The sequence below is a fragment of the Enterobacter cloacae complex sp. P24RS genome, from assembly GCF_014982165.1.
In the GTDB taxonomy this organism is placed as follows: Bacteria; Pseudomonadota; Gammaproteobacteria; order Enterobacterales; family Enterobacteriaceae; genus Enterobacter; species Enterobacter quasihormaechei.
Genome location: NZ_JADCKU010000010.1, coordinates 21,227 through 40,789, shown reverse-complemented (window position 1 = coordinate 40,789; position 19,563 = coordinate 21,227). Strand labels below are relative to the sequence as shown.

The following is a 19,563-nucleotide window of genomic DNA, read 5'->3' as shown; positions in this document are numbered from 1 at the left end:
CTTTGAGCATTAACGAAATGAAACGGTGACTGACAAGCCGGGTAAGCTTCAGGCCACCCGGCTTAAGCCTTACAACCCTTTCTTATCCATCAGCACCGCCAGATCCACCAGACGGTTCGAGAAGCCCCATTCGTTGTCGTACCACGACAGGATCTTCACCATATTCCCGCCAATCACCAGCGTTGATAGTCCGTCGATAATGGATGAGCGCGGGTCGCCCTGATAATCACTGGAGACCAGCGGTTCATCGCTGTAGCCCAGAATGCCTTTCAGCGGCCCGCTGGCGGCAGCCTGACGGAAGGCGTCATTCACCTCTTCGGCGGTCACATTGCGGCTCAGCGTTACCGTCAGATCGACAATCGACACCACCGGAACCGGCACGCGCAGGGAATACCCGGTAAGCTTGCCGTCCAGCTCGGGGATCACTTTCCCGAGCGCTTTTGCCGCGCCGCTGGAGTAGGGCACAATCGATAATGCTGCCGCGCGCGCGCCGCGCAGATCTTTTTCCGGCTGGTCATGCAGCGCCTGGCTGTTGGTGTACGCATGGGTGGTGTTCATCAGCCCGTGCTCAATGCCGAACTGCTGGTGCAGCACCTGCGCCGCCGGTGCCAGCCCGTTAGTGGTGCAGCTCCCGTTACTGACCACGAAATGCTGAGCCGGATCGTACAGCGTGTGGTTCACGCCCATCACCACCGTGAGATCGTCATTTTTAGCCGGCGCGGAAATAATGACGCGTTTTGCGCCGCCGCTCGTGATATGCACCGCCGCTTTTTCACGTTCGGTAAAGAACCCGGTCGCTTCTATTACCACCTCAACGCCGGCGTCTTTCCACGGAATATTTGCCGGGTCGCGTTCACTGAATACGGTGATGCGTTGCCCGTCAACCTGTAGCGCGCCGTCCGCCGCTTCAACAGGCACCGGCAGCGTGCCGAGCAGAGAGTCATATTTCAGCAGATGGGCGAGGGTTTTGCTGTCCGTCAGATCGTTTATGGCCACAATCTGGAGATCCGGGTTGCCCAGCGCCGCGCGCAGAACATTACGTCCGATACGGCCGAAACCGTTAATACCGACCTTAACCATGATGCACTCCTTATCTGTGTTGTCTGAAGTGACTGTAGGCGTCAGGTCGGATGGCGTAAATGACAAAAAAGGATCAGATTACGCCATTTTGCGGCAGTGGAAGCGCTGGCGGTATTCGCCCGGCGTGAGATGAAGCTGCTTTTCAAACACCCGACGCAGGTTAATGCTGGAACCAAACCCGCTTTTTTCGGCAATGACCTCCAGCGGATGCTGGGTCTGCTCCAGAAGCTGGCGGGCGGCGGCCAGGCGCGCTTCAGTGACATAACGCGCCGGCGGTACACCGACGTCACGCGTGAACACGCGGGTAAAATTGCGCGGACTCATCGCGACACTTTCAGCCAGCTTTTCGACGCACAAATCTGCGGTAAGGTTTTGCAGGATCCAGATTTGCAGCTCGCTTACGGGTCCGGTCGCGCCGGACTGCTCCAGATTATAGCGGCTGAACTGTAGCTGGCCGCCGGGCCGACGCAGGTACATCACCATATCCTGCGCTACGTTGCGGGCGAGGGTGAAGCCATAATCGTCTTCTACCAGCGCCAGCGTCAAATCAAACCCGGAGCTGACGCCGCCGGACGTCCAGACGGGACCATCCTGAACATAGAGCGGGCCACCCTCAACGTTGACCGCAGGATAGAGCGTTTTCAGCGTCTCCAGCAGCCGCCAGTGGGTCGTTGCCCGGCGCCCATCAAGCAGTCCGGCCTGTGCCAGCAGCAGCGCTCCGCCGCAAACAGAGGCAACGCGTCGCGCATGCGGCGCGGCAAGGTGCAGCCAGTCCACCACGGCGGTGCTCTCCTGCTCATTTATGCCGCGCCCGGTAATGATGATAGTGTCCAGCGGCTCGCGCGGATCCAGCTCCGGCAGGCGATAGTCCGCCAGCAGGTTTAAACCGGACTGACCGTGGATCACCAGATGAGGCTGGGTGGTGGCAATAATGATGCGGTAGCGAGGCTGCGCAAGGCCGTCCGGGTGCAGCCGGTTGGCCTGCATCAGAATGTCGGCGATACCGGCGGCTTCAAACAGCATGCCACCGTCAGGAACGATAATCAGGATCTTCTTCATGTCCTGAAAAGTACCTTTATCACAAAATAAGTCAAGCTGCGGGATGAATGGCCAGGAAGATGTTGGCAGGAAGTAAAAAAATATGTAGCAATGGTAAAACTTTTAGCGACAGGTTTACCGTCAATACCCCTTGTTGTGGGGTAAAATGCTTCCTGCTGAACATTAAAAGAACAAAAAGATGTAGCCGGACTTAATTATTAAGGTACAAAAAATAACCCCGAAGGCTAAATTCTCAAAAGTTATTTCGGCACGCGAAATTAATATACTGGCGTTATTTCCCTCTGCCTTGGTTAATGCGGGCACTCGTTAAGAATAAAACTTATCTTTGAAATGCAACAATGTAAATATCCTAAATATATCCCACAGCGCACAGAAAAAATGAAATTCTACTAATTATGGTAGTGGCGATAATAGGTGGCTTACGTTAATGATAGTGGTTCTCTTTTGGATATTTAATTATTAATTTTCAACAAGATATACGCATTCCCTGCCTAAGAAAAAGCAGATTTAAGCTAAGTGCGCATTTTTAATGAGATTAATCCTATAATGCATTGGGCGGATCGTTATACGCCATTAAGCAGACGGGAAATATTGAATTGATGGCAAGCTCATGTAAACTTGTCTACCGTTTGTCAAAATATGTCAGGAACACGCTGGGCCTATTTCTGTAGGGCTCGTGCGGTAGCTATGCCCTAAAATAGTTACATGCTGAAAATATCCTGATTATTTTAACAATAGCACCTAAGTCAAATTTTATCCCCTCTCTTCATCCTCTAAATATCGCTACGGAAAAGCATATGAAACTGCGCGTATTGTTATCACTTCTGTTTGTTATGGCGGTGGCGGGCTGTAAGGCGCCGCAGAAACCAGCGATCACCGATGATACGATCGTGACGAGCCAGGTTAATGGCGTCACGCTGACCCACCGTCACGCTGTTACCCCGCCAGCGGAGTTCACTCAGGTGAATGAACCGTATCGTGCCATGTACCCGGCATCCCTGATGAGCCGCCCTGACTACGGCGGAAAGGTAATTCGCACGCTTGAGACCGGCAAAACTTACGTTGTGCTGGGGCAGGTTGAACATTTCTGGATGGCGCTGGCCGATGAAGGGAGTGAACAGCTGATTGGTTACGTGCCGATGCGTGCCGTGATCAAGGCTGACCAGTACGAAGCCACCGTGCGTAAACAGGCGCAGCGCCCTAAAGCGCGCAAGAAAACCACCTGCGTCGATGTCGATGGCAACAGCAAAGCCTGCAAAGACAGCGCGAACGGTACCTGGATCCTGAACTAAACGGGTTTCACGAGCATATTTTTATGAATAATAAAAATTTTCATCGGATGTGGTTCCCATTTTTTGCGTTGATTTTCGCGCTGATCGGTGGTTGTACGTCGTCTTCACACAGCGACCCCTCCCGCTACAATCTACAGTTTCAGGCTCATCCTCAAATCAATGATTCTGCGCCGCTTAAGGTCAGAGTGATGCTGCTGAAATCCGATGCGGATTTCATGTCCAGCGACTTCTACTCCTTACAGAACAACGCGTCAGCCACGCTTGGCGCGAATCTGCTGAACAGCGATGTGTTCTTCCTGATGCCGGGCCAGCTTTCGAAAACCCTGAGCGGTCAAAGCTCGCCGGACGCGCGCTATATCGGCGTGATGGCGGAATACCAGGCGCTGGACGGCAAAAAATGGCGTGTCTCACTCCCTTTGCCTGTTCCCGGCGAAAACGCGATTTACCAGTTCTGGAAATGGTCCGCAGATGAACTCCAGGCCAGCGTCTTCCTTGACGTAAACGGTATCCGGGTCATCAGCCAGTAACGCCCTTCATAACAGGAAAGAGATCATCATGACGAAAGCAGAAAAGGTCGTCTGGACAGAGGGCATGTTCCTGCGTCCCCACCATTTTCAGCGGACAGAACGTTACCTCCTCAACCACGTTCGTGAATGGGGAGCATTGCAGCGATCGTACCTCTGGGGCTTTCTCGACCTTGAGCTGGACGAAGCGATGCTTCGCCAGGGCTGCATTGCCCTGAGCTACTGTAGCGGTTTGCTGCCTGACGGCACGTTTTTCCAGGTTCGCAGCGATCGCAACGGTCCGGCCCCGCTAAAAATCCCCGATAACCTCACCAATGAAAAAGTGGTGCTTGCGCTGCCGGTTCGTCGCGGTGGCCGTGAAGAGGTGATTTTCAGCGAAGAGCACGCTTCTCTGGCGCGTTTTATTACCTTTGAGCAAGAGGTGGAAGACGATAACGCCATGTCGGTCGGGGAGGCCACGGTCCAGTTTGGCCGCCTGCGACTGACCCTGATGCTGGAGAAAGATCTGACGGCAGAGTGGACCGCCATCGGCGTGGCGTTCGTCACCGAAAAGCGCAACGACAACCACGTGCGGCTGGATAACAGCTACATCCCGCCCATGCTGAATGCCAATAACAGTCCGCAGCTGTACGGCATGATCAACGATCTGCACGGCTTGCTGGTGCAGCGTAGCCAGCAGATTGGTGGCCGTCTGCGCCAGCCGGGGCGTTTCAATACGTCCGAGATGGTCGAGTTCACGCTTCTCTCGCTGATCAACCGCCACCTGGGCGACGTCTCGCATTTAAAAACGCTGCCGCTGCTTCACCCGGAAGCGCTCTGGCACAGCTGGCTGCCGTTTGCCACGGAACTCGCCACCTGGACGCCGCAGCGTACCGCAGAGAGCATTCTGCCGGTATACGACCATGACGATCTCGCCGCTTGCTTCAGCAAACTGATGCTGATGCTGCGTCAGGGGCTGTCGCTGGTCATGGAAGATCATGCCATTCAGCTTCCGCTGCACGAACGCTCTCACGGACTGAACATCGCCACCGTGCCGGAGACCAGCATGGTTCGCGAGTTTTGCTTCGTGCTGGCGGTAAAAGCCAACGTCCCGGGCGAACACCTGCAAACCCATTTCCCTGCCCAGATGAAGGTTGCGCCAGTCTCAAAAATTCGCGATCTGGTTCAGCTTCAGCTGCCGGGCATCATGCTGCGGGCCATGCCCGTCGCACCGCCGCAGATCCCGTGGCATGCGGGCTACAGCTATTTCGAGCTCGAGAGGGGCAGCGAGCTGTGGCACGAGATGGACAAGTCCGGGGCATTCGCGCTGCATCTCGCAGGAGAATTCCCGGGTCTCGATATGGAGTTCTGGGCCATCCGTAGCCCGACAGAATAATAAAGCGAGCGCTTAATATGCAGGAACGACAGGATACCGGCAGCGATGCCGTGTTTACCGGAGCCAGTGGGAATAATCAGCTGGTGGCGGCCGCCAATCCGCTGCTCAATGCGATTCCGCAAATCCGTCATTCGGTTTCCCACGACGATCAGGTCGGGCTGCGCCAGCGCCTGATCGACGAAATTCGCCGATTCGAAGTGCGGTGCCAGCAGGCGGGCTTACCGTATGAAGTGATTGTCGGCGCGCGCTACTGCCTCTGCACGGCGCTGGACGAAGCCGCCGCCCTGACCCCCTGGGGAAGCAGCGGCGTCTGGTCAAGCAACGGCCTGCTGGTGACGTTTCATAACGAAACCTGGGGCGGCGAGAAGTTTTTCCAGCTGCTGGCGCGTCTGTCTCAGAATCCGCGTGAACACATTCTGCTGCTGGAGATGATCAACTACTGTCTGCTGCTCGGCTTTGAAGGGCGCTACCGCGTGCTGGACAATGGCCGCACCCAGCTGGAAACCATCAAACAGCGTCTGTGGCAAATGATCCGCGGCGTGCGCGGCAGCTACCCGCCGCCACTCTCCCCGCATCCGGAAGATCGCCCCGTGCTGCGCAAGCTCTGGCGGCCAATGATTCCTCTCTGGGCGTGCGTGGCGCTGGTGGGCTTTATCGCCTGCCTGTTCTATATCGTCCTCAACTGGCGCCTGGGCGATAACACCAGCCCGGTGCTGGCGAAGATTTACCAGTCCCAGCTGCCGGAAACCACTATCCAGCAGCCTGCGCGTCAGCTGCCGGCGGTGCTGAACCTGCGCGGTTTCCTGAAACCGGAAATTGAGGCCGGTCTGGTGGCCGTGAAGGATGAGGCGGATCGCAGCGTGGTGATCCTGAAAGGGGACGGACTGTTTGCCTCGGCCTCAACCGTGGTGCGCGATCGCTATGAGCCGGTCATCGACCGCATCGCCCAGGCGATGAATAACGTCAGCGGCAAAATTCTGGTGGTGGGGTACAGCGACAACGTGCCAATCCGCAGCGCCCGCTTCGCCTCCAACTATGAACTCTCGCTTGAGCGCGCCCGCTCGGTGCAAAAACAGCTACAGGGCAGCCTGTCCCAGCCTGAGCGCGTCAAAGCCGAAGGGCGGGGCGAGATCAACCCGGTAGCGCCTAACACGACGCCTGAGAATCGCGCCCGTAACCGCCGCGTGGAAATTACGCTGCTGGTGTCGCCTGACAATACCCAGGCCGAGCTGAACGGATTGCCGCAAGGAAACTAAGGATGCTGACTACTCTACTTTCTATACTGACCAATCGCATTCTGTGGAGCTTCCTGGGCGTAACGGCGCTCGCGGCGGTGATCTGGATGATTGGCCCGCTGTTGTCCATCGTGGATACCCGGCCTCTTGAATCCGAGCAGAACCGCGTCATCAGCATTGCGGTGGTCTACCTGATTTGGGCCCAGAGCCACATTCTGCCCCGGCTGTATAACGCCTGGCTGAACCGCAAGCTGATGGACAAGCTCAACGAAAACACCACCAGCCCGGAAGCGGCCGATCCGCAGAAACGTCTGAACAGCGAGGAGCAGATCCTTGCCGGGCGTTTCGACGAAGCCGCCCAGATGCTGAAAAAAGCCCACTTCAGCAAAGCGGGGCACGGCGCGCAGTGGACGCAGCGCTTCAGCACCCAGTACCTCTATCAACTGCCGTGGTACGTCATTATTGGCGCACCGGGTTCCGGTAAAACCACCGCGCTGGCCAACTCCGGGCTGCAATTCCCGCTGGCGGACCGCTTCGGTAAAACCGCGCTGCGCGGCATTGGCGGCACGCGCAACTGCGACTGGTGGTTCACCAATGAGGCGGTGCTGCTGGATACCGCGGGGCGCTACACCACTCAGGAGAGCGAGCAGGTTCAGGACGCCGGCGAGTGGCTGGAATTTATCAACCTGCTGCGTAAATACCGCCGCCGTCAGCCCATCAATGGCGTGATTATCACCATCAGCATTTCCGACCTGCTTTCGCAGTCCGCGGAGGCCTCCCGCCAGCAGGCGGTGAACCTGCGCCAGCGTCTCTCCGAGCTGCACGAACAGCTGGGCATTCGCTTCCCGGTGTACGTGATGGTCACCAAGGCGGACCTGCTTAAAGGCTTCCGCGCCTGGTTTGCGGATTACGACAAAGCCCAGCGCGACCAAATTTGGGGCTTTACCCTGCCGTGGGAGCAGACTAAACACGCCGATTACGACCTGATGGGCAACTTCCAGCAGGAGTTTTCCCTGCTGCAACAGCGTCTGGATGCCGGCCTGCCGGAAACCATGCTGAAAGAGCACGATGCAAAAGCCCGGGCGGAAGCTTATCTCTTCCCGCAGGAGTTCGCCGCGCTGCGCCCGCTGCTGGCGGACTACCTGAGCACGGTCTTTGCCCGCTCAAATTTCGAAACCGAATTTTCTCCGCGCGGCATCTACTTAGCCAGCGGCACCCAGGAAGGCATGCCGTTTGACCGCGTGATGGGCGAGCTGAACCGCGCGCTCTCGCTGCCGGAAGGGGGCGAAAGCGACCGCTGGGACTCGGTGAGTAAAGAAGCGCCGATCCCGGGGGCGAAAGGTCAGAGTTTCTTCATTAAGAACCTGCTGCAAAACGTCATTTTCCAGGAGGCGGGCATCGCCGGCGAAAACCGCTGGTGGGAACTGCGCAACCGCGCCGTGATGTGGTCCGGCTATGCGGCGCTGCTGGCCCTGCTGGTGATCCTGGGCGGCCTGTGGCTGACCAGCTACGCCAAAAATAAAGCCTATCTGGAAGAGGTGGATGCAAAAGTTCCGGGGCTGGAGCAGCAGAGCAAGGCGCTGCAAAACCAGCCTCAGCGCGATCTGTTTGCGCTTCTGCCGCTGCTTAACAGCCTGGTGGATCTGCCGAAAAGCGAGGCCTTTGACGTTAACGATCCGCCGGTTTCACGCCGTATGGGGCTTTATCGCGGCGATGACGTCAGCGATGCCTCGCAATCGCTGTATCAGAAAGCGCTGGATCAGATGCTGCTGCCCGCCGTGGCGATGCACATAACCACCTGGCTGCGCAACGACAACGGCAGCGACGTGGAGTACAGCTATGAGGCGCTGAAGGCCTATCAGATGCTCTACCAGCCGAAGCATTACGACGGCAAATTCCTGCACTCGTGGGTGATGCTCAACCTGCAACGTAACCTGCCGCAGAACGTGACGCAGGCGGAGCTTCAGGAGCTGGAGTGGCACCTGACGCAGCTGCTGGAACCGAAAATTCAGGCGTCACCGTATGCCCAGGATGAGGATCTGGTGGCCCGCGAGAGGGCGCTTATCAACCAGCAGCCGCTCTCCACCCGCGTGTACGGACGCCTGAAGCGTCTGCTGGAGCATGATGAAAACCTGAAGCCGGTTTCGCTTTCAGATCTCGGCGGCCCGCAGAGCGAGCTGGTGTTTTCCCGTAAAAGCGGCAAGCCGGTGAGTGAGGGCGTGCCGGGGCTCTATACGCCGGACGGCTACTGGAAGAGTTTTAACGACCAGATCGACAGCGTGACCACCGCCCTGCACGAAGATGATGCCTGGGTTCTGGGGGCGACCACCGCTCAGGAAGATAAACAGCAGATCGACAACGCCGTGCGTCAGCTCTACATGCGCGACTTCATCGTCAACTGGGATCGCTTTCTCGCGGACATACAGCTCAACAACAGCGCCGATCTTTCCCAGCGCATCAACACCGCACGCCTGCTTTCAGGCACCAACTCGCCGCTGCGCCGCCTGGTGCTCAACCTGAGCAAGGTGCTGACGCTGTCGCGCACTGCGCCTGCGCCGGAGGATGCGCAGAAAGCGGAAGAGCAAAGCAACCGCACCACCCGTACGCTGGAAGCGTTGTTCAGCAACGGTGACAACGCTCCAACGCAGGGCGCGGTCGTAACGCAGGCACCCGAGCAGCTGGTGACCGAACACTATGCGCCGATGATTGAGCTGGCGCAGCCGCTGGAGAAGGGCGGCAAAACCATCGTCTTTGATGATTTTCTCAAGCAGGTTGACGAGCTTTATCGCTACCTGACTGCCGTTCAGGATGCAGCAAACAGCGGTATGCCCGCGCCGGGCGGCGATGCCATCAGCCGCCTGCAAGCCAGTGCGGGCCGTCTGCCGGGCGGGCTGCAAACCATGTTCAGTAATATGGCCGTGGGCGCCAGCAGCGATACCCAGCGTCGCGATCTGGAAAACGTGCGTAAGCGCATCAACGTGGAAGTGGGCGGGTTCTGCCGTCAGGCGATTGCCGGGCGTTACCCGCTGGTGCGTAGCGCCAGCACCGAAGTGACGCCGGACGATCTTGCCCGCATGTTCGCGCCGGGCACCGGGCTGATGGACACCTTCTTTCGCGACAACCTGACCAACAAGGTGGACACCACCCAGGCGAACTGGCGTTTTATGCCGGGTATCGACGGCAAAACGCTGCCGGGCAGCGAAGGGCTGCTGCGTCCGTTCCAGCAGGCGCAGTCCATCCGCGACGCCTTCTTTGCCAACGGCGCGACCACGCCATCCTTTAAGGTCACGGTGCGCACCGTGCGGATGGATAACACTATTCTGAACCTCACGCTGGACGTGGATGGTCAGCTGCTGCGCTACAGCCACGGTCCGCAGGCGGTGCAAATCATGAACTGGCCGGGGCCGGGCGGGACGAACCAGGTGCGTATGCAGCTCGGTCTGGCAAACGGCAGCACCGCAACGCTGGTGACCAACGGTTCATGGGCGCTCAACCGCTTTTTCGACAAGGCGCGCACCAGCCCTGGCGCGGGTAGCCTGAGCCGTCAGGCCACCTTCAACGTCGACGGACATCAGGTCACGCTGGAGTTTGCGCCGAACAGCATCCGCAACCCGTTCCAGCTTCCCCGTTTCTCATGCCCATAACCGCAAGGACAGCCGTATGACGAATACCCCTGCGATGAACCGCTACAGCTGGTATGGCAAATTACCCAGCGCCGGAGATTTTTTGCAGCGTCGCTTTCCGGATACCCTGCAACGCCAGTGGTCGCACTGGTTCCAGGTCGGCCTGCTGGCCTGGCAGCAGGAAGAGCAGCGCAGCGGCGAGCGCCCGTTTTCTAAAGCCCCGGTGTGGAATTTTGTCGTCCCGCCGATGCTCGGCAGCCAGATGATTCAGATGGGCTGCTTGCTGCCGGGCCGTGACAGCGTGGGCCGCCACTATCCGGTCTGTATTCAGCTAAGCTTTACCCCGGCTGAGTGGTCGTCCCGCCTGCTCGGGCAGGCCGAAAGCTGGTACCAGCAGCTGGGCCGTCTCGGGCTGCACGCGGTGCGTAACAGCTATTCTGCTTCCCAGCTGGACGACATGCTGATGACCATCCCGGCGCCACAGCCGGTAGAACCGCAAAAGCGTTCCGACATTCTCGACGTGATTGGCTATGACGACGATGGTCAGAACACCCTGGGCTGGCCGCAGGCGGCGGAGTGTTTCGATCCGCTGCGCCAGACTAGCTACTGGTGGACGAACCGCTGCGACGGCTACCCGCTCTACACCCACGTGCACAGCGGAAACTTTACCGGGCAGCTCTTTACGTTGCTGTTCGATCCGGCAGGCGGCGCCCGACCGGGCCGTCACGGGCTTTACCCGCCTATGTTTGAATAAGCAGGGACCTTATGAATATCGATGAATTTCTCGCGCCGATAAGCCCCGACAACCCCTGCGGTGAAAACCTGGAGTACGACGCCGATTTCCAGGCGATGAACCAGGCAAGCCAGGGCAAAGCCGAGCAGCAGTTTGGCGACACCATCATCCCGGCAGAGCCCGCAGACTGGAACACCGTTGAAAAGCTCGCCACCGGCCTGCTGACCCGCACCAAAGATCTTCGCGTGCTGCTGGCGCTCACCCATGCCTGGACGCGTCGCCGCGGGCTGGCAGGCTACGCCGACGGGCTGCTGCTGGTGCAGGAAGCGTTGTCCCGCTACTGGGAACAGCTCTATCCGCTGCTGGAAGAGTATGGGGAAACCGATCCGTTCTACCGCATCAACGCCCTCGCCGGGCTGAGTGATAAATCCGACCTGACCGTCGCGGTGCGCAACGCCTCGCTGCTGCGCTCAAATGGCGATGAAATTTCGCTGCGTGACGCGCAGGCGCTGCTCGACGGCAGCAAAACCGAATGCCCGGACTACCCCGGCGGTCGCCCGAGGCTCATTGACGAGCTGGCGCGCGGCGACCAGCCCGGCACCGCGGCGGTTATCGTGATCAACGAGCGCCTGCTGGCTATCCGCGAACTGCTTACCGGCTTTCTCGGTGAAAGCGGCGTGCCGGAGATGGAACAACTGCTGAAAACCGTCGGGCTGGTTTCCAGCGCCTGTCAGGTCACCGATATCAGCAAGCTGCTGCCAAACCGTGACGCGCAGGCTGAACCGCACGCCGAGCCACAGCAGGTGGCCGCCCAGCCCGTCCAGCAGGTGACGGACTGGCGCAGCGTGCAGGTGACCAGCCGCGCCGACGCGCAGCTGATGCTGGAAAAAGCGAAGCAGTATTTTGCGCAGTACGAACCAAGCCATCCCGCACCGCTGATGATTGAACGGGTGCAGCGGCTGTCTGAACTCAACTTTATGGACATTATTCGCGACCTGGCGCCGGACGGCGTTAACCAACTGGAAAACATCTTTGGACGCCGCGAATGACGCGTCCTGGCATTATGACGACAGGCATGGAGTCTGCCGTTTCACCTTCACCGCGCATCTTTGATGGAGAACATCATGGTAATGAGTAACAGTGGACAGAAATTCATCGCACGCAACCGTGCTCCCCGCGTGCAGATCGAGTACGACGTAGAGATCTACGGTGCAGAACGCAAAATTCAGCTGCCGTTTGTGATGGGCGTTATGGCCGATCTGGTTGGCAAGCCGGTGGAAAACCTGCCAGCCGTCGACGAGCGTAAATTCCTGGAAATCGACATCGATAACTTCGACGAACGCATGAAGGCGCTGAAGCCGCGCGTGGCGTTCCAGGTAGATAACACCCTGACCGGCGAAGGTAAGCTCAACGTCGATCTGACCTTCGACAGCATGGACGACTTCCTGCCGGACGCGGTGGCCCGCAAAGTTGAGCCGCTGAACAAGCTGCTGGAGGCGCGCACCCAGCTCTCTAACCTGCTGACCTACATGGACGGCAAAAACGGCGCGGAAGAGCTGATTGCAAAAATCCTTCAGGATCCGACGCTGCTCAAATCCCTGAGCCAGATGCCAAAAAATGACGAAAGTGCGAAAGGTAGCGAGGAATAATCGATGAGCAACCAGACTCAACAACACGATCAGCAGGCGGGCCAGGCGTTCAGCCAGGACGAGTTCAGCGCGCTGCTGAACAAAGAGTTTCGTCCGAAAACCGACCAGGCGCGCTCAGCCGTCGAAAGCGCGGTAAAAACCCTGGCGCAGCAGGCGCTGGAAAATACCGTCACCTTCTCTAACGACACCTACCGCACCATTCAGAACCTGATTGCCGGTATCGACGAGCAGCTCTCGCAGCAGGTGAACCAGATCATTCACCACGATGAGTTCCAGAAGCTGGAAAGCGCCTGGCGCGGCCTGAGCTACCTGGTCAACAACACCGAAACCGACGAGATGCTGAAGATCCGCTTTATGAGCATCTCCAAGCAGGAGCTGGGCCGCACCCTGAAGCGCTACAAGGGCGTGGGCTGGGACCAGAGCCCGATTTTCAAAAAAATCTACGAGCAGGAGTACGGCCAGTTTGGCGGCGAGCCGTTTGGCTGCATCGTCGGGGACTACTACTTCGACCACAGCCCGCAGGACGTTGAGCTGCTGGGCGAGATGGCGCGCATCGGCTCTGCCGCCCACTGTCCGTTCATCACCGGCACCGCGCCGGGCGTGATGCAGATGGAATCCTGGCAGGAGCTGGCTAACCCGCGCGATCTGACCAAGATCTTCCAGAACACCGAGTACGCCGCCTGGCGTTCCCTGCGTGAATCCGAAGATGCCCGCTATCTGGGGCTGGTGATGCCGCGCTTCCTGTCGCGTCTGCCGTACGGCATTCGCACCAACCCGGTGGACAGCTTCGATTTTGAAGAGCAGACCGACGGCGCGAACCACAACAGCTACTCGTGGGCGAACGCCGCCTATGCGATGGCGGCCAACATCAACCGCTCCTTTAAAGAGTACGGGTGGTGTACCTCGATTCGCGGCGTGGAGTCCGGCGGGGCGGTGGAAAACCTGCCGTGCCATACCTTCCCGAGCGATGACGGCGGCGTGGACATGAAGTGTCCGACCGAGATCGCCATCAGCGATCGTCGTGAAGCCGAGCTGGCGAAAAACGGCTTTATGCCGCTGGTGCATCGTAAAAACTCCGACTTTGCCGCCTTCATCGGGGCGCAGTCCCTGCAAAAACCGGCCGAGTACCACGATCCGGACGCCACCGCGAACGCGCGTCTGGCCTCCCGTCTGCCTTACCTGTTTGCCTGCTGCCGCTTTGCCCACTACCTGAAGTGCATCGTGCGCGACAAAATCGGCTCCTTCCGCGAGCGCGAAGAGATGGAGCGCTGGCTGAACGACTGGGTAATGAACTACGTTGACGGCGACCCGGCGAACTCCTCTCAGGAGACCAAGTCCCGTAAACCGCTGGCGGCTGCGGAAGTGCAGGTGCAGGAAATCGAAGACAACCCGGGCTACTACGCCGCGAAGTTCTTCCTGCGCCCGCATTACCAGCTGGAAGGTCTGACCGTTTCCCTGCGTCTGGTATCCAAACTGCCGTCGCTGAAGACGAAAGATGCGTAATGACGATTGCCGGCCCGCAAGGGCCGGTAACCTAGTTCTTCGAAACCAACTTCTTTAAATTTCATCAACGACATTTATTCACCTCAGGGAGATCTGAAATTGGGAGCTAGTTCGCCAACAGAAATTGCCGAAGGTATGTTGAAAATATTCAACACGCGCAAACAAAGCGGTCCTGAAATCTTTGCCCGGAGTACGGTCGATGGTTTTATGTCCATCCCAGAAGATTTATGGATGCTTACGAAGGATTTCCTTGATTCAGATCACCGGTGGCGAAATCAAACCGACAAAATCAGACTACTGACCCTTATCAAAAAAGGGCTCACGTCAGAGGATGTCCGTCGGTTAATAAATACAGTTATAAAACGCTACCTGTCTGGATTATCTGAAGAGCAATCTAAGGAGCTACTCCTGAAAATAGGTGGGTCGCAAGTCGGTGGTATTGCCTTTAAAATGATTTTTGTAAACGAGCTAATTGCATTGTTTGTTTCGAAAATTGTACCGCGTTTTCTGGTCTCTGCTGGAATTACAGGAGTGTTAAGCGTTGGTGCTTCCATTTCTCGCTCAGTTTATACATCATATGATTTGTTAAAATTAAATAAAGATGTTTACAACGAGTTACGTGGTGCGGGAGATTTGGATTTGTTATATTTCCTTGTTGAAGATAACGTTAAACCATTCATTGAAGCTATAAACTATCAACAAAGTCATGGCGCTATCGATCAAGATATTTTTAACCGGTTTTTAACGGGGGTTCCTCGTGTTTGATAAAGCAATTAGATATATAGGGGTATATCTCATGCTTCTACTATCTTTCATGCTTTTCTTTACGGTGCTTGGTTATTATGTTTTCGTCTTTGATTGGAGTGTGAGTACTTTTGAAGTAACGATAAATGCAGCTTTGTTAATATTTTCTGTGGCTGCATCTATCGCTATTTATTACTTTGCTGAAAAATTAAAATCACGACTTTGATTTGCGTAATGATTTCAGTAGATAATAAATCACCAGAAGAACGATAAGCAGGAAAAGTAATTTCCCAAATAGGTAGCCAGCCGCCAGGGTAGTCATCTGCTCAAGCGTGAAAACATACCATGCGGACTGGAATAGATTCACGGTAGTGAAAATTGCAACAATGAATAATCCAATTGCAAGTATTGTTAAGAGAAGATTTTTCATTTGTGTCCTTATGTAATCCGGAAGTGATTGAAATTATTCTAGATGATGAAATCAATGATTGTCTAGCGTTGAGACACAGTGATGAGTGACAAACCATAATTTAGGGTGGTTGTTATTGCAGCCACTCTGAACAGTCTGTGCGAGTACGATATCGACAGACTAGAGGCAGAGGTAAAATATGGACGGTTTTATTCAGCCCCATGCTTTCCTGTTTGCCATATAAGGGCTTTTTCGAAAGCAATATTGTTCATCCACGAAGAGTAGATATTATGGCTATTGATATGTTTCTGAAGGTCGAGGGTGTTACGGGCGAATCTAAAGATTCTAACCACACCGGCTGGACTGACATTACCTCCTTCTCCTGGGGCGCGTCCCAGCCAGGTAATATGAGTGTGGGTGGTGGCGGTGGTGCCGGTAAGGTTAACTTTAACGATCTGCACGTTAACGCTCTGATCGACAAATCCACTACAGCAATCCTGAAACACTGCGCAAGCGGTAAGCACCTGACCAAAGTTGAACTGTCCGTCTGCAAAGCGGGTGGTCAGCAGGTTGAATACACCCGCATCACCCTGGAAGACGTTCTCGTGACTTCCGTTCAGTACACCGGTGCAGACAACGGCGATACCGTTGGCGTGACCTATGCATTCCAGGCTGCGAAAGTGAAACAGCAGTACTGGGAGCAGACCACTGCCGGTGGTAAAGGTGCTGAAAGCAGCGCTGGCTGGAACATCAAAGAAAACAAAGAAGCATAACAGGAGTGGGCCCGAAAGGGCTCACTTTATCCTGGGCTATTTAAAAGGGAAAATACTTATGCGTCCTGCTTTTGGTGCCGCCTGGAACAGATTCAGAGAAGTGAACGTAAACGTAGAACAGGTTGGCAAATTATTGGGTGGAAAAGTTCAGCATAATATCGACGCCGGAATTTTTAAAAATGCCTGCCCAATTCGTATGAGCTACGTTTTAAATTACTGTGGCATTCCGATTCCTTCTAACAGTAAATATGCGACAGTGACCGGAAACGACAAAAAACGCTATATGTTCCGCGTTAAAGATATGATTGCATTCCTACCCACGGTATTGGGCAATGCAGATATGTCGGTCTCTTCCCCAACGCCTGCGCAATTTGCAGGTAAGCAAGGCATTATCATCTTTACCGGGCATGGCTGGAGCGACGCAACAGGTCATGTAACACTCTGGAATGGTAATATTTGTTCTGATGACTGTCATTTCCTTGGTTCGCCGGGTAATGGTTCATTTATTCCTACCAACGCCACCTTCTGGAGCCTGAAATGAAACGTTTACTGCTGCTCGTATTGGCATTAAATGCCTCTGTTGTTTATGCCCAAACGCTGCCTGCCGTCAGCGCTTTTTCTCAGCAACAAATTTTTGAAAACTGGGTGCAAAATCGGTGCATCAGTAAGATCGCGGACAGTAAAAGTCTGAAAGATGATGCAGAGGCCAGCGCGGCCGCATGGCTGGAAGCAAGCGACCTGCCTGCTGAAAATTTTGAAAAAGCTGACAAGGTGATTGCAACTTTACTGAAAGAGAGCGTGGGCGGTACTCAGTCGGGTCATTATCAGGTATTGAAGTGCAGCTTAATCGCCAACAGCGACGCGATTCGTCCGCTCAAAACCGCAAAATAGAAGCAGTAGAAGCGGGCCCAAACCCCGCCGTTCTCATCCCCGAGAGCGGCAGCGTTTGAGCGCTAATCATACCAGCAGGAATACGCCATGCGATTCACGATTATTTCTACGAAACCCGGTCATCAGCCGCCGCAAAGCAGCTGTGATTTTTATGCCCCGGGCGGCACCATTGGGCGCGGTACGGATAACAATCTGGTGCTGCCGGACAACGATCGCACTATCTCGCGTTTGCAGGCTATCGTTCACGTCGACGCCAGCGGCGAATGTCGCGTCACGAACCGTGGCAGCGTCACCCGCGTGGTATTGAATGATATTCCGCTGGAGCGTGGGCGTCAGGTTGAGCTTCAGGATGGGGATATTCTCGGTATTGATGATTATCGCATCGAAGTCAGCGAACTTATTCACGATACCCAGCCCGTGAGCCGCATGGCGGCCAGCATGCAGCAGGCGCGTCCAGCGGCAACACCCGCACCGGCAGCGGCGCCGCAACCAAAACCGGCCAGCGCCGCGCCTCGCGGAAAAGCTGAACCTACGGCCGTGCCGTCGGAAATCTGGGACAGCCTGATGCAGGAGTTCTCCATCTCCGACAGCATCTCCAGCAACCGGGCGAAACCACAGCCCGCCGCGTCCCACGACCCGTTCTCCCAGCCCGCGGCTCCGGAGCGGAATGCCGAAGATCCGCTGGCGATGTTCAACGACACCGATCCGGCACTGGAACGTAAGAACGTGGATCCGGACTCGCTGTTCAGCGATGACGCGTTGTTCAAGCAGGAGAGCATCTTTGACGATGTCACCCCTTCAACACTGGTGCAGCCGGACGAAAGCAAACCTGCCCAGCCAAAGGAAGAGGCCGCGGATGAACTCGATCCGTTAGCCCTGTTTGGCGGGACGGCCAGTGCGCCTGCCGCGCGTCACGACGACCCGCTCGGCCTGATGGGCGGCGCGCCGTTAACCCATCCGGATGAAATCGCGGCTGATAAGCCGGAGCCAAAGCCTGAACCTCAGCCCGCACCGGAAGAGGATGCGCTTGCCGGTTCGCCGCTGTTCGATCCGGAACCGACTGAACCGCAGGACGCGCCGCGCGCGGAAGAAGAAGAGCCCGCGCGTCCCGATTACGCCGGCTTCACCATGCCAACGCCGCAGGCCGTGGCGCGCAGTCACGCCCAGGCGCCTAAGGGCCGCCTGCGCATCGACCCGGTTAAAAACGCCGCATCCCCCGCTGCTGCTGCACAGACCGGCGAGCGGGGCGAGGTGCTTCAGGGCGAACTGCTGGAGGCGCTGCTGGATGGCATGGGCCTGAGCGAAATGCAGCCGGTGCCGCAGTTTGACCGCGAAAACATGCGTCAGCTGGGCCAGATCCTGGGCATGTTTTCGCAGGGGACCGTGGCGCTGCTCTCCTCGCGCTCCATCCTCAAGCGCGGGGTGAAGGCCGATATGACCATGGTGCTCGACGATGCCAACAACCCGTTCAAGCTGCTGCCAACCGGTAAAACGGTCCTGATACAGATGTTCGGCACGCCGATGCCGGGCTTTATGCCGCCGACCAAATCGGTGCGTGATGCACTGATCGATCTTCAGGCGCACCAGCTGGGGATGATCTCCGGTATCCGCGCCATTATCGCCGCTATGCTGCAATCCTTTAACCCGGAACAGCTGGAAGAGCAGGCGAAGCAGAACGGGATGACGTCGCGCCTGGCGCTGCCGGGCAGCCGTAAAGCCGCGCTGTGGGATTATTTCGTTCGCAGCTATGGCGAGACGGCGGGCGAGATCGAGGATGACTTCCATACCCTGTTTGGCGAAGCCTTCCTCCATGCCTATGACATGGAGGTCAATCAGTACAAAGACTCACAAAGCGGATCCGAAGAAAAATGAATATCGCAACGGCTTCTCTCTCCCGCCAGGGGACGCGCGCCAGCAACCAGGATCAGACGGGAGAAACCATCGGGGAACGTTCAGCCTGCTTTGTCGTCTGCGACGGCATTGCGGGCCTGCCGGGCGGCGAGGTGGCCGCTGAGCTGGCCCGCAACAGCATTATTTCCCGCTTTGATGGCGACAAGCACCTGAATGCGCAGCATATTCGTGACTACGTCCAAACGGCGAACCGCACCATCCTCAGCGAACAACAGGCGGTGCAGGACTATCGCCGGATGGGCACCACGCTGGTCAGCCTGTTTATCGACAGGGATTACCGTCTGGCCTACTGGGCACACGCCGGTGACAGCCGCCTGTACCTGTTTCGTCGCGGTTGGCTGTGGCACGTCACCACCGATCACAGCCTCGTCCAGCAGATGAAGGATGCCGGACATCAGACCGATGACCTCAACAGTAACCTGCTGTATCTGGCGCTGGGTATTGAGAATGGCGGACCGGAAGCGAGCTACAGCGATGTGGTGCAGGTTGAAGACGGCGATGCTTTTTTACTCTGCACCGACGGTTTCTGGCACGGCGTCAGCGAAGAGCAGATGAAGCAGTCGCTGCACATGGTCAATACGCCACAGGAGTGGCTGACCTTAATGAACCAAATCATTCAAAAGAATGGCGAACAGGAGGGCAATGCTCAGGATAACTACACCGCCGTGGCGGTGTGGATGGGCAACCCTCAGGACACCACTTTGCTGCATACGCTCTCTGACGCAGCACAATTTCTTCCCTGCGGAACTGATTAGACACACA

17 protein-coding genes are annotated in these 19,563 nt (G+C 56.7%); 15 read left to right on the top strand and 2 right to left on the bottom strand.

Features of this window, described 5'->3' with window-relative positions:
- Nucleotides 1-69: 69 nt before the first annotated feature.
- Both gap and INF58_RS12250 read right to left on the bottom strand, forming a co-directional pair.
- Nucleotides 70-1,080, bottom strand: a complete 1,011-nt coding sequence (gene gap / locus INF58_RS12255) for a type I glyceraldehyde-3-phosphate dehydrogenase (RefSeq protein WP_131638183.1) — start codon at nucleotides 1,078-1,080, stop codon at nucleotides 70-72.
- Between the two features lie 78 nt (nucleotides 1,081-1,158).
- Nucleotides 1,159-2,139 carry a GlxA family transcriptional regulator gene (locus INF58_RS12250; protein WP_193527774.1) on the bottom strand — a complete coding sequence of 327 codons (981 nt, stop codon included), beginning with the start codon at nucleotides 2,137-2,139 and terminating at the stop codon, nucleotides 1,159-1,161.
- Nucleotides 2,140-2,936: 797 nt separating this feature from the next.
- Here INF58_RS12250 and INF58_RS12245 point away from each other — a divergent pair.
- The 15 genes from INF58_RS12245 to INF58_RS12175 all read left to right on the top strand — a co-directional run bounded on the left by INF58_RS12245 (nucleotide 2,937) and on the right by INF58_RS12175 (nucleotide 19,556).
- Nucleotides 2,937-3,431, top strand: coding sequence for a hypothetical protein (locus INF58_RS12245; RefSeq protein WP_107535535.1), 495 nt, complete (start codon nucleotides 2,937-2,939; stop codon nucleotides 3,429-3,431).
- A 23-nt stretch (nucleotides 3,432-3,454) separates the two neighbouring features.
- Nucleotides 3,455-3,958 (top strand): type VI secretion system lipoprotein TssJ, encoded by a 504-nt coding sequence (tssJ, locus tag INF58_RS12240; protein ID WP_063868509.1) that lies wholly within the window; start codon nucleotides 3,455-3,457, stop codon nucleotides 3,956-3,958.
- Between the two features lie 28 nt (nucleotides 3,959-3,986).
- Complete coding sequence (tssK, locus tag INF58_RS12235; RefSeq protein ID WP_193527773.1) at nucleotides 3,987-5,330, top strand: type VI secretion system baseplate subunit TssK; 1,344 nt, start codon at nucleotides 3,987-3,989, stop codon at nucleotides 5,328-5,330.
- A gap of 17 nt (nucleotides 5,331-5,347) precedes the next feature.
- The gene (locus tag INF58_RS12230) at nucleotides 5,348-6,586 is read left to right on the top strand and encodes a DotU family type VI secretion system protein (RefSeq protein WP_063449587.1); all 1,239 of its coding nucleotides are present in this window, start codon (nucleotides 5,348-5,350) and stop codon (nucleotides 6,584-6,586) included.
- A 2-nt stretch (nucleotides 6,587-6,588) separates the two neighbouring features.
- Nucleotides 6,589-10,209, top strand: coding sequence for a type VI secretion system membrane subunit TssM (tssM, locus tag INF58_RS12225; RefSeq protein WP_193527772.1), 3,621 nt, complete (start codon nucleotides 6,589-6,591; stop codon nucleotides 10,207-10,209).
- Nucleotides 10,210-10,225: 16 nt separating this feature from the next.
- A complete protein-coding gene (gene tagF / locus INF58_RS12220) occupies nucleotides 10,226-10,942 on the top strand; it encodes a type VI secretion system-associated protein TagF (RefSeq protein ID WP_063868513.1) in 717 nt (238 codons plus the stop codon).
- An 11-nt stretch (nucleotides 10,943-10,953) separates the two neighbouring features.
- On the top strand, nucleotides 10,954-11,970 hold the full coding sequence (tssA, locus tag INF58_RS12215) for a type VI secretion system protein TssA (protein ID WP_193527771.1): 1,017 nt from the start codon (nucleotides 10,954-10,956) through the stop codon (nucleotides 11,968-11,970).
- 75 nt (nucleotides 11,971-12,045) lie between these two features.
- Nucleotides 12,046-12,570 carry a type VI secretion system contractile sheath small subunit gene (gene tssB / locus INF58_RS12210; RefSeq protein ID WP_193527770.1) on the top strand — a complete coding sequence of 175 codons (525 nt, stop codon included), beginning with the start codon at nucleotides 12,046-12,048 and terminating at the stop codon, nucleotides 12,568-12,570.
- A gap of 3 nt (nucleotides 12,571-12,573) precedes the next feature.
- Nucleotides 12,574-14,073 (top strand): type VI secretion system contractile sheath large subunit, encoded by a 1,500-nt coding sequence (gene tssC / locus INF58_RS12205; protein ID WP_063868514.1) that lies wholly within the window; start codon nucleotides 12,574-12,576, stop codon nucleotides 14,071-14,073.
- 99 nt (nucleotides 14,074-14,172) lie between these two features.
- Complete coding sequence (locus tag INF58_RS12200; protein ID WP_227415085.1) at nucleotides 14,173-14,838, top strand: hypothetical protein; 666 nt, start codon at nucleotides 14,173-14,175, stop codon at nucleotides 14,836-14,838.
- 678 nt (nucleotides 14,839-15,516) lie between these two features.
- Nucleotides 15,517-15,999 carry a type VI secretion system tube protein Hcp gene (locus tag INF58_RS12195; protein ID WP_014884229.1) on the top strand — a complete coding sequence of 161 codons (483 nt, stop codon included), beginning with the start codon at nucleotides 15,517-15,519 and terminating at the stop codon, nucleotides 15,997-15,999.
- A gap of 58 nt (nucleotides 16,000-16,057) precedes the next feature.
- Complete coding sequence (locus INF58_RS12190; protein ID WP_063868517.1) at nucleotides 16,058-16,540, top strand: type VI secretion system amidase effector protein Tae4; 483 nt, start codon at nucleotides 16,058-16,060, stop codon at nucleotides 16,538-16,540.
- Entirely contained in the window at nucleotides 16,537-16,890 is a 354-nt protein-coding gene (locus INF58_RS12185) for a T6SS amidase immunity protein Tai4 family protein (RefSeq protein ID WP_102750863.1), read from the top strand. The genes INF58_RS12190 and INF58_RS12185 overlap by 4 nt, the downstream gene beginning before the upstream one ends.
- A gap of 87 nt (nucleotides 16,891-16,977) precedes the next feature.
- Nucleotides 16,978-18,762 (top strand): type VI secretion system-associated FHA domain protein TagH, encoded by a 1,785-nt coding sequence (gene tagH, locus INF58_RS12180; RefSeq protein ID WP_193527769.1) that lies wholly within the window; start codon nucleotides 16,978-16,980, stop codon nucleotides 18,760-18,762.
- Nucleotides 18,759-19,556 carry a PP2C family serine/threonine-protein phosphatase gene (locus tag INF58_RS12175; protein ID WP_063449579.1) on the top strand — a complete coding sequence of 266 codons (798 nt, stop codon included), beginning with the start codon at nucleotides 18,759-18,761 and terminating at the stop codon, nucleotides 19,554-19,556. The genes tagH and INF58_RS12175 overlap by 4 nt, the downstream gene beginning before the upstream one ends.
- The last annotated feature ends 7 nt before the right edge of the window (nucleotides 19,557-19,563 follow it).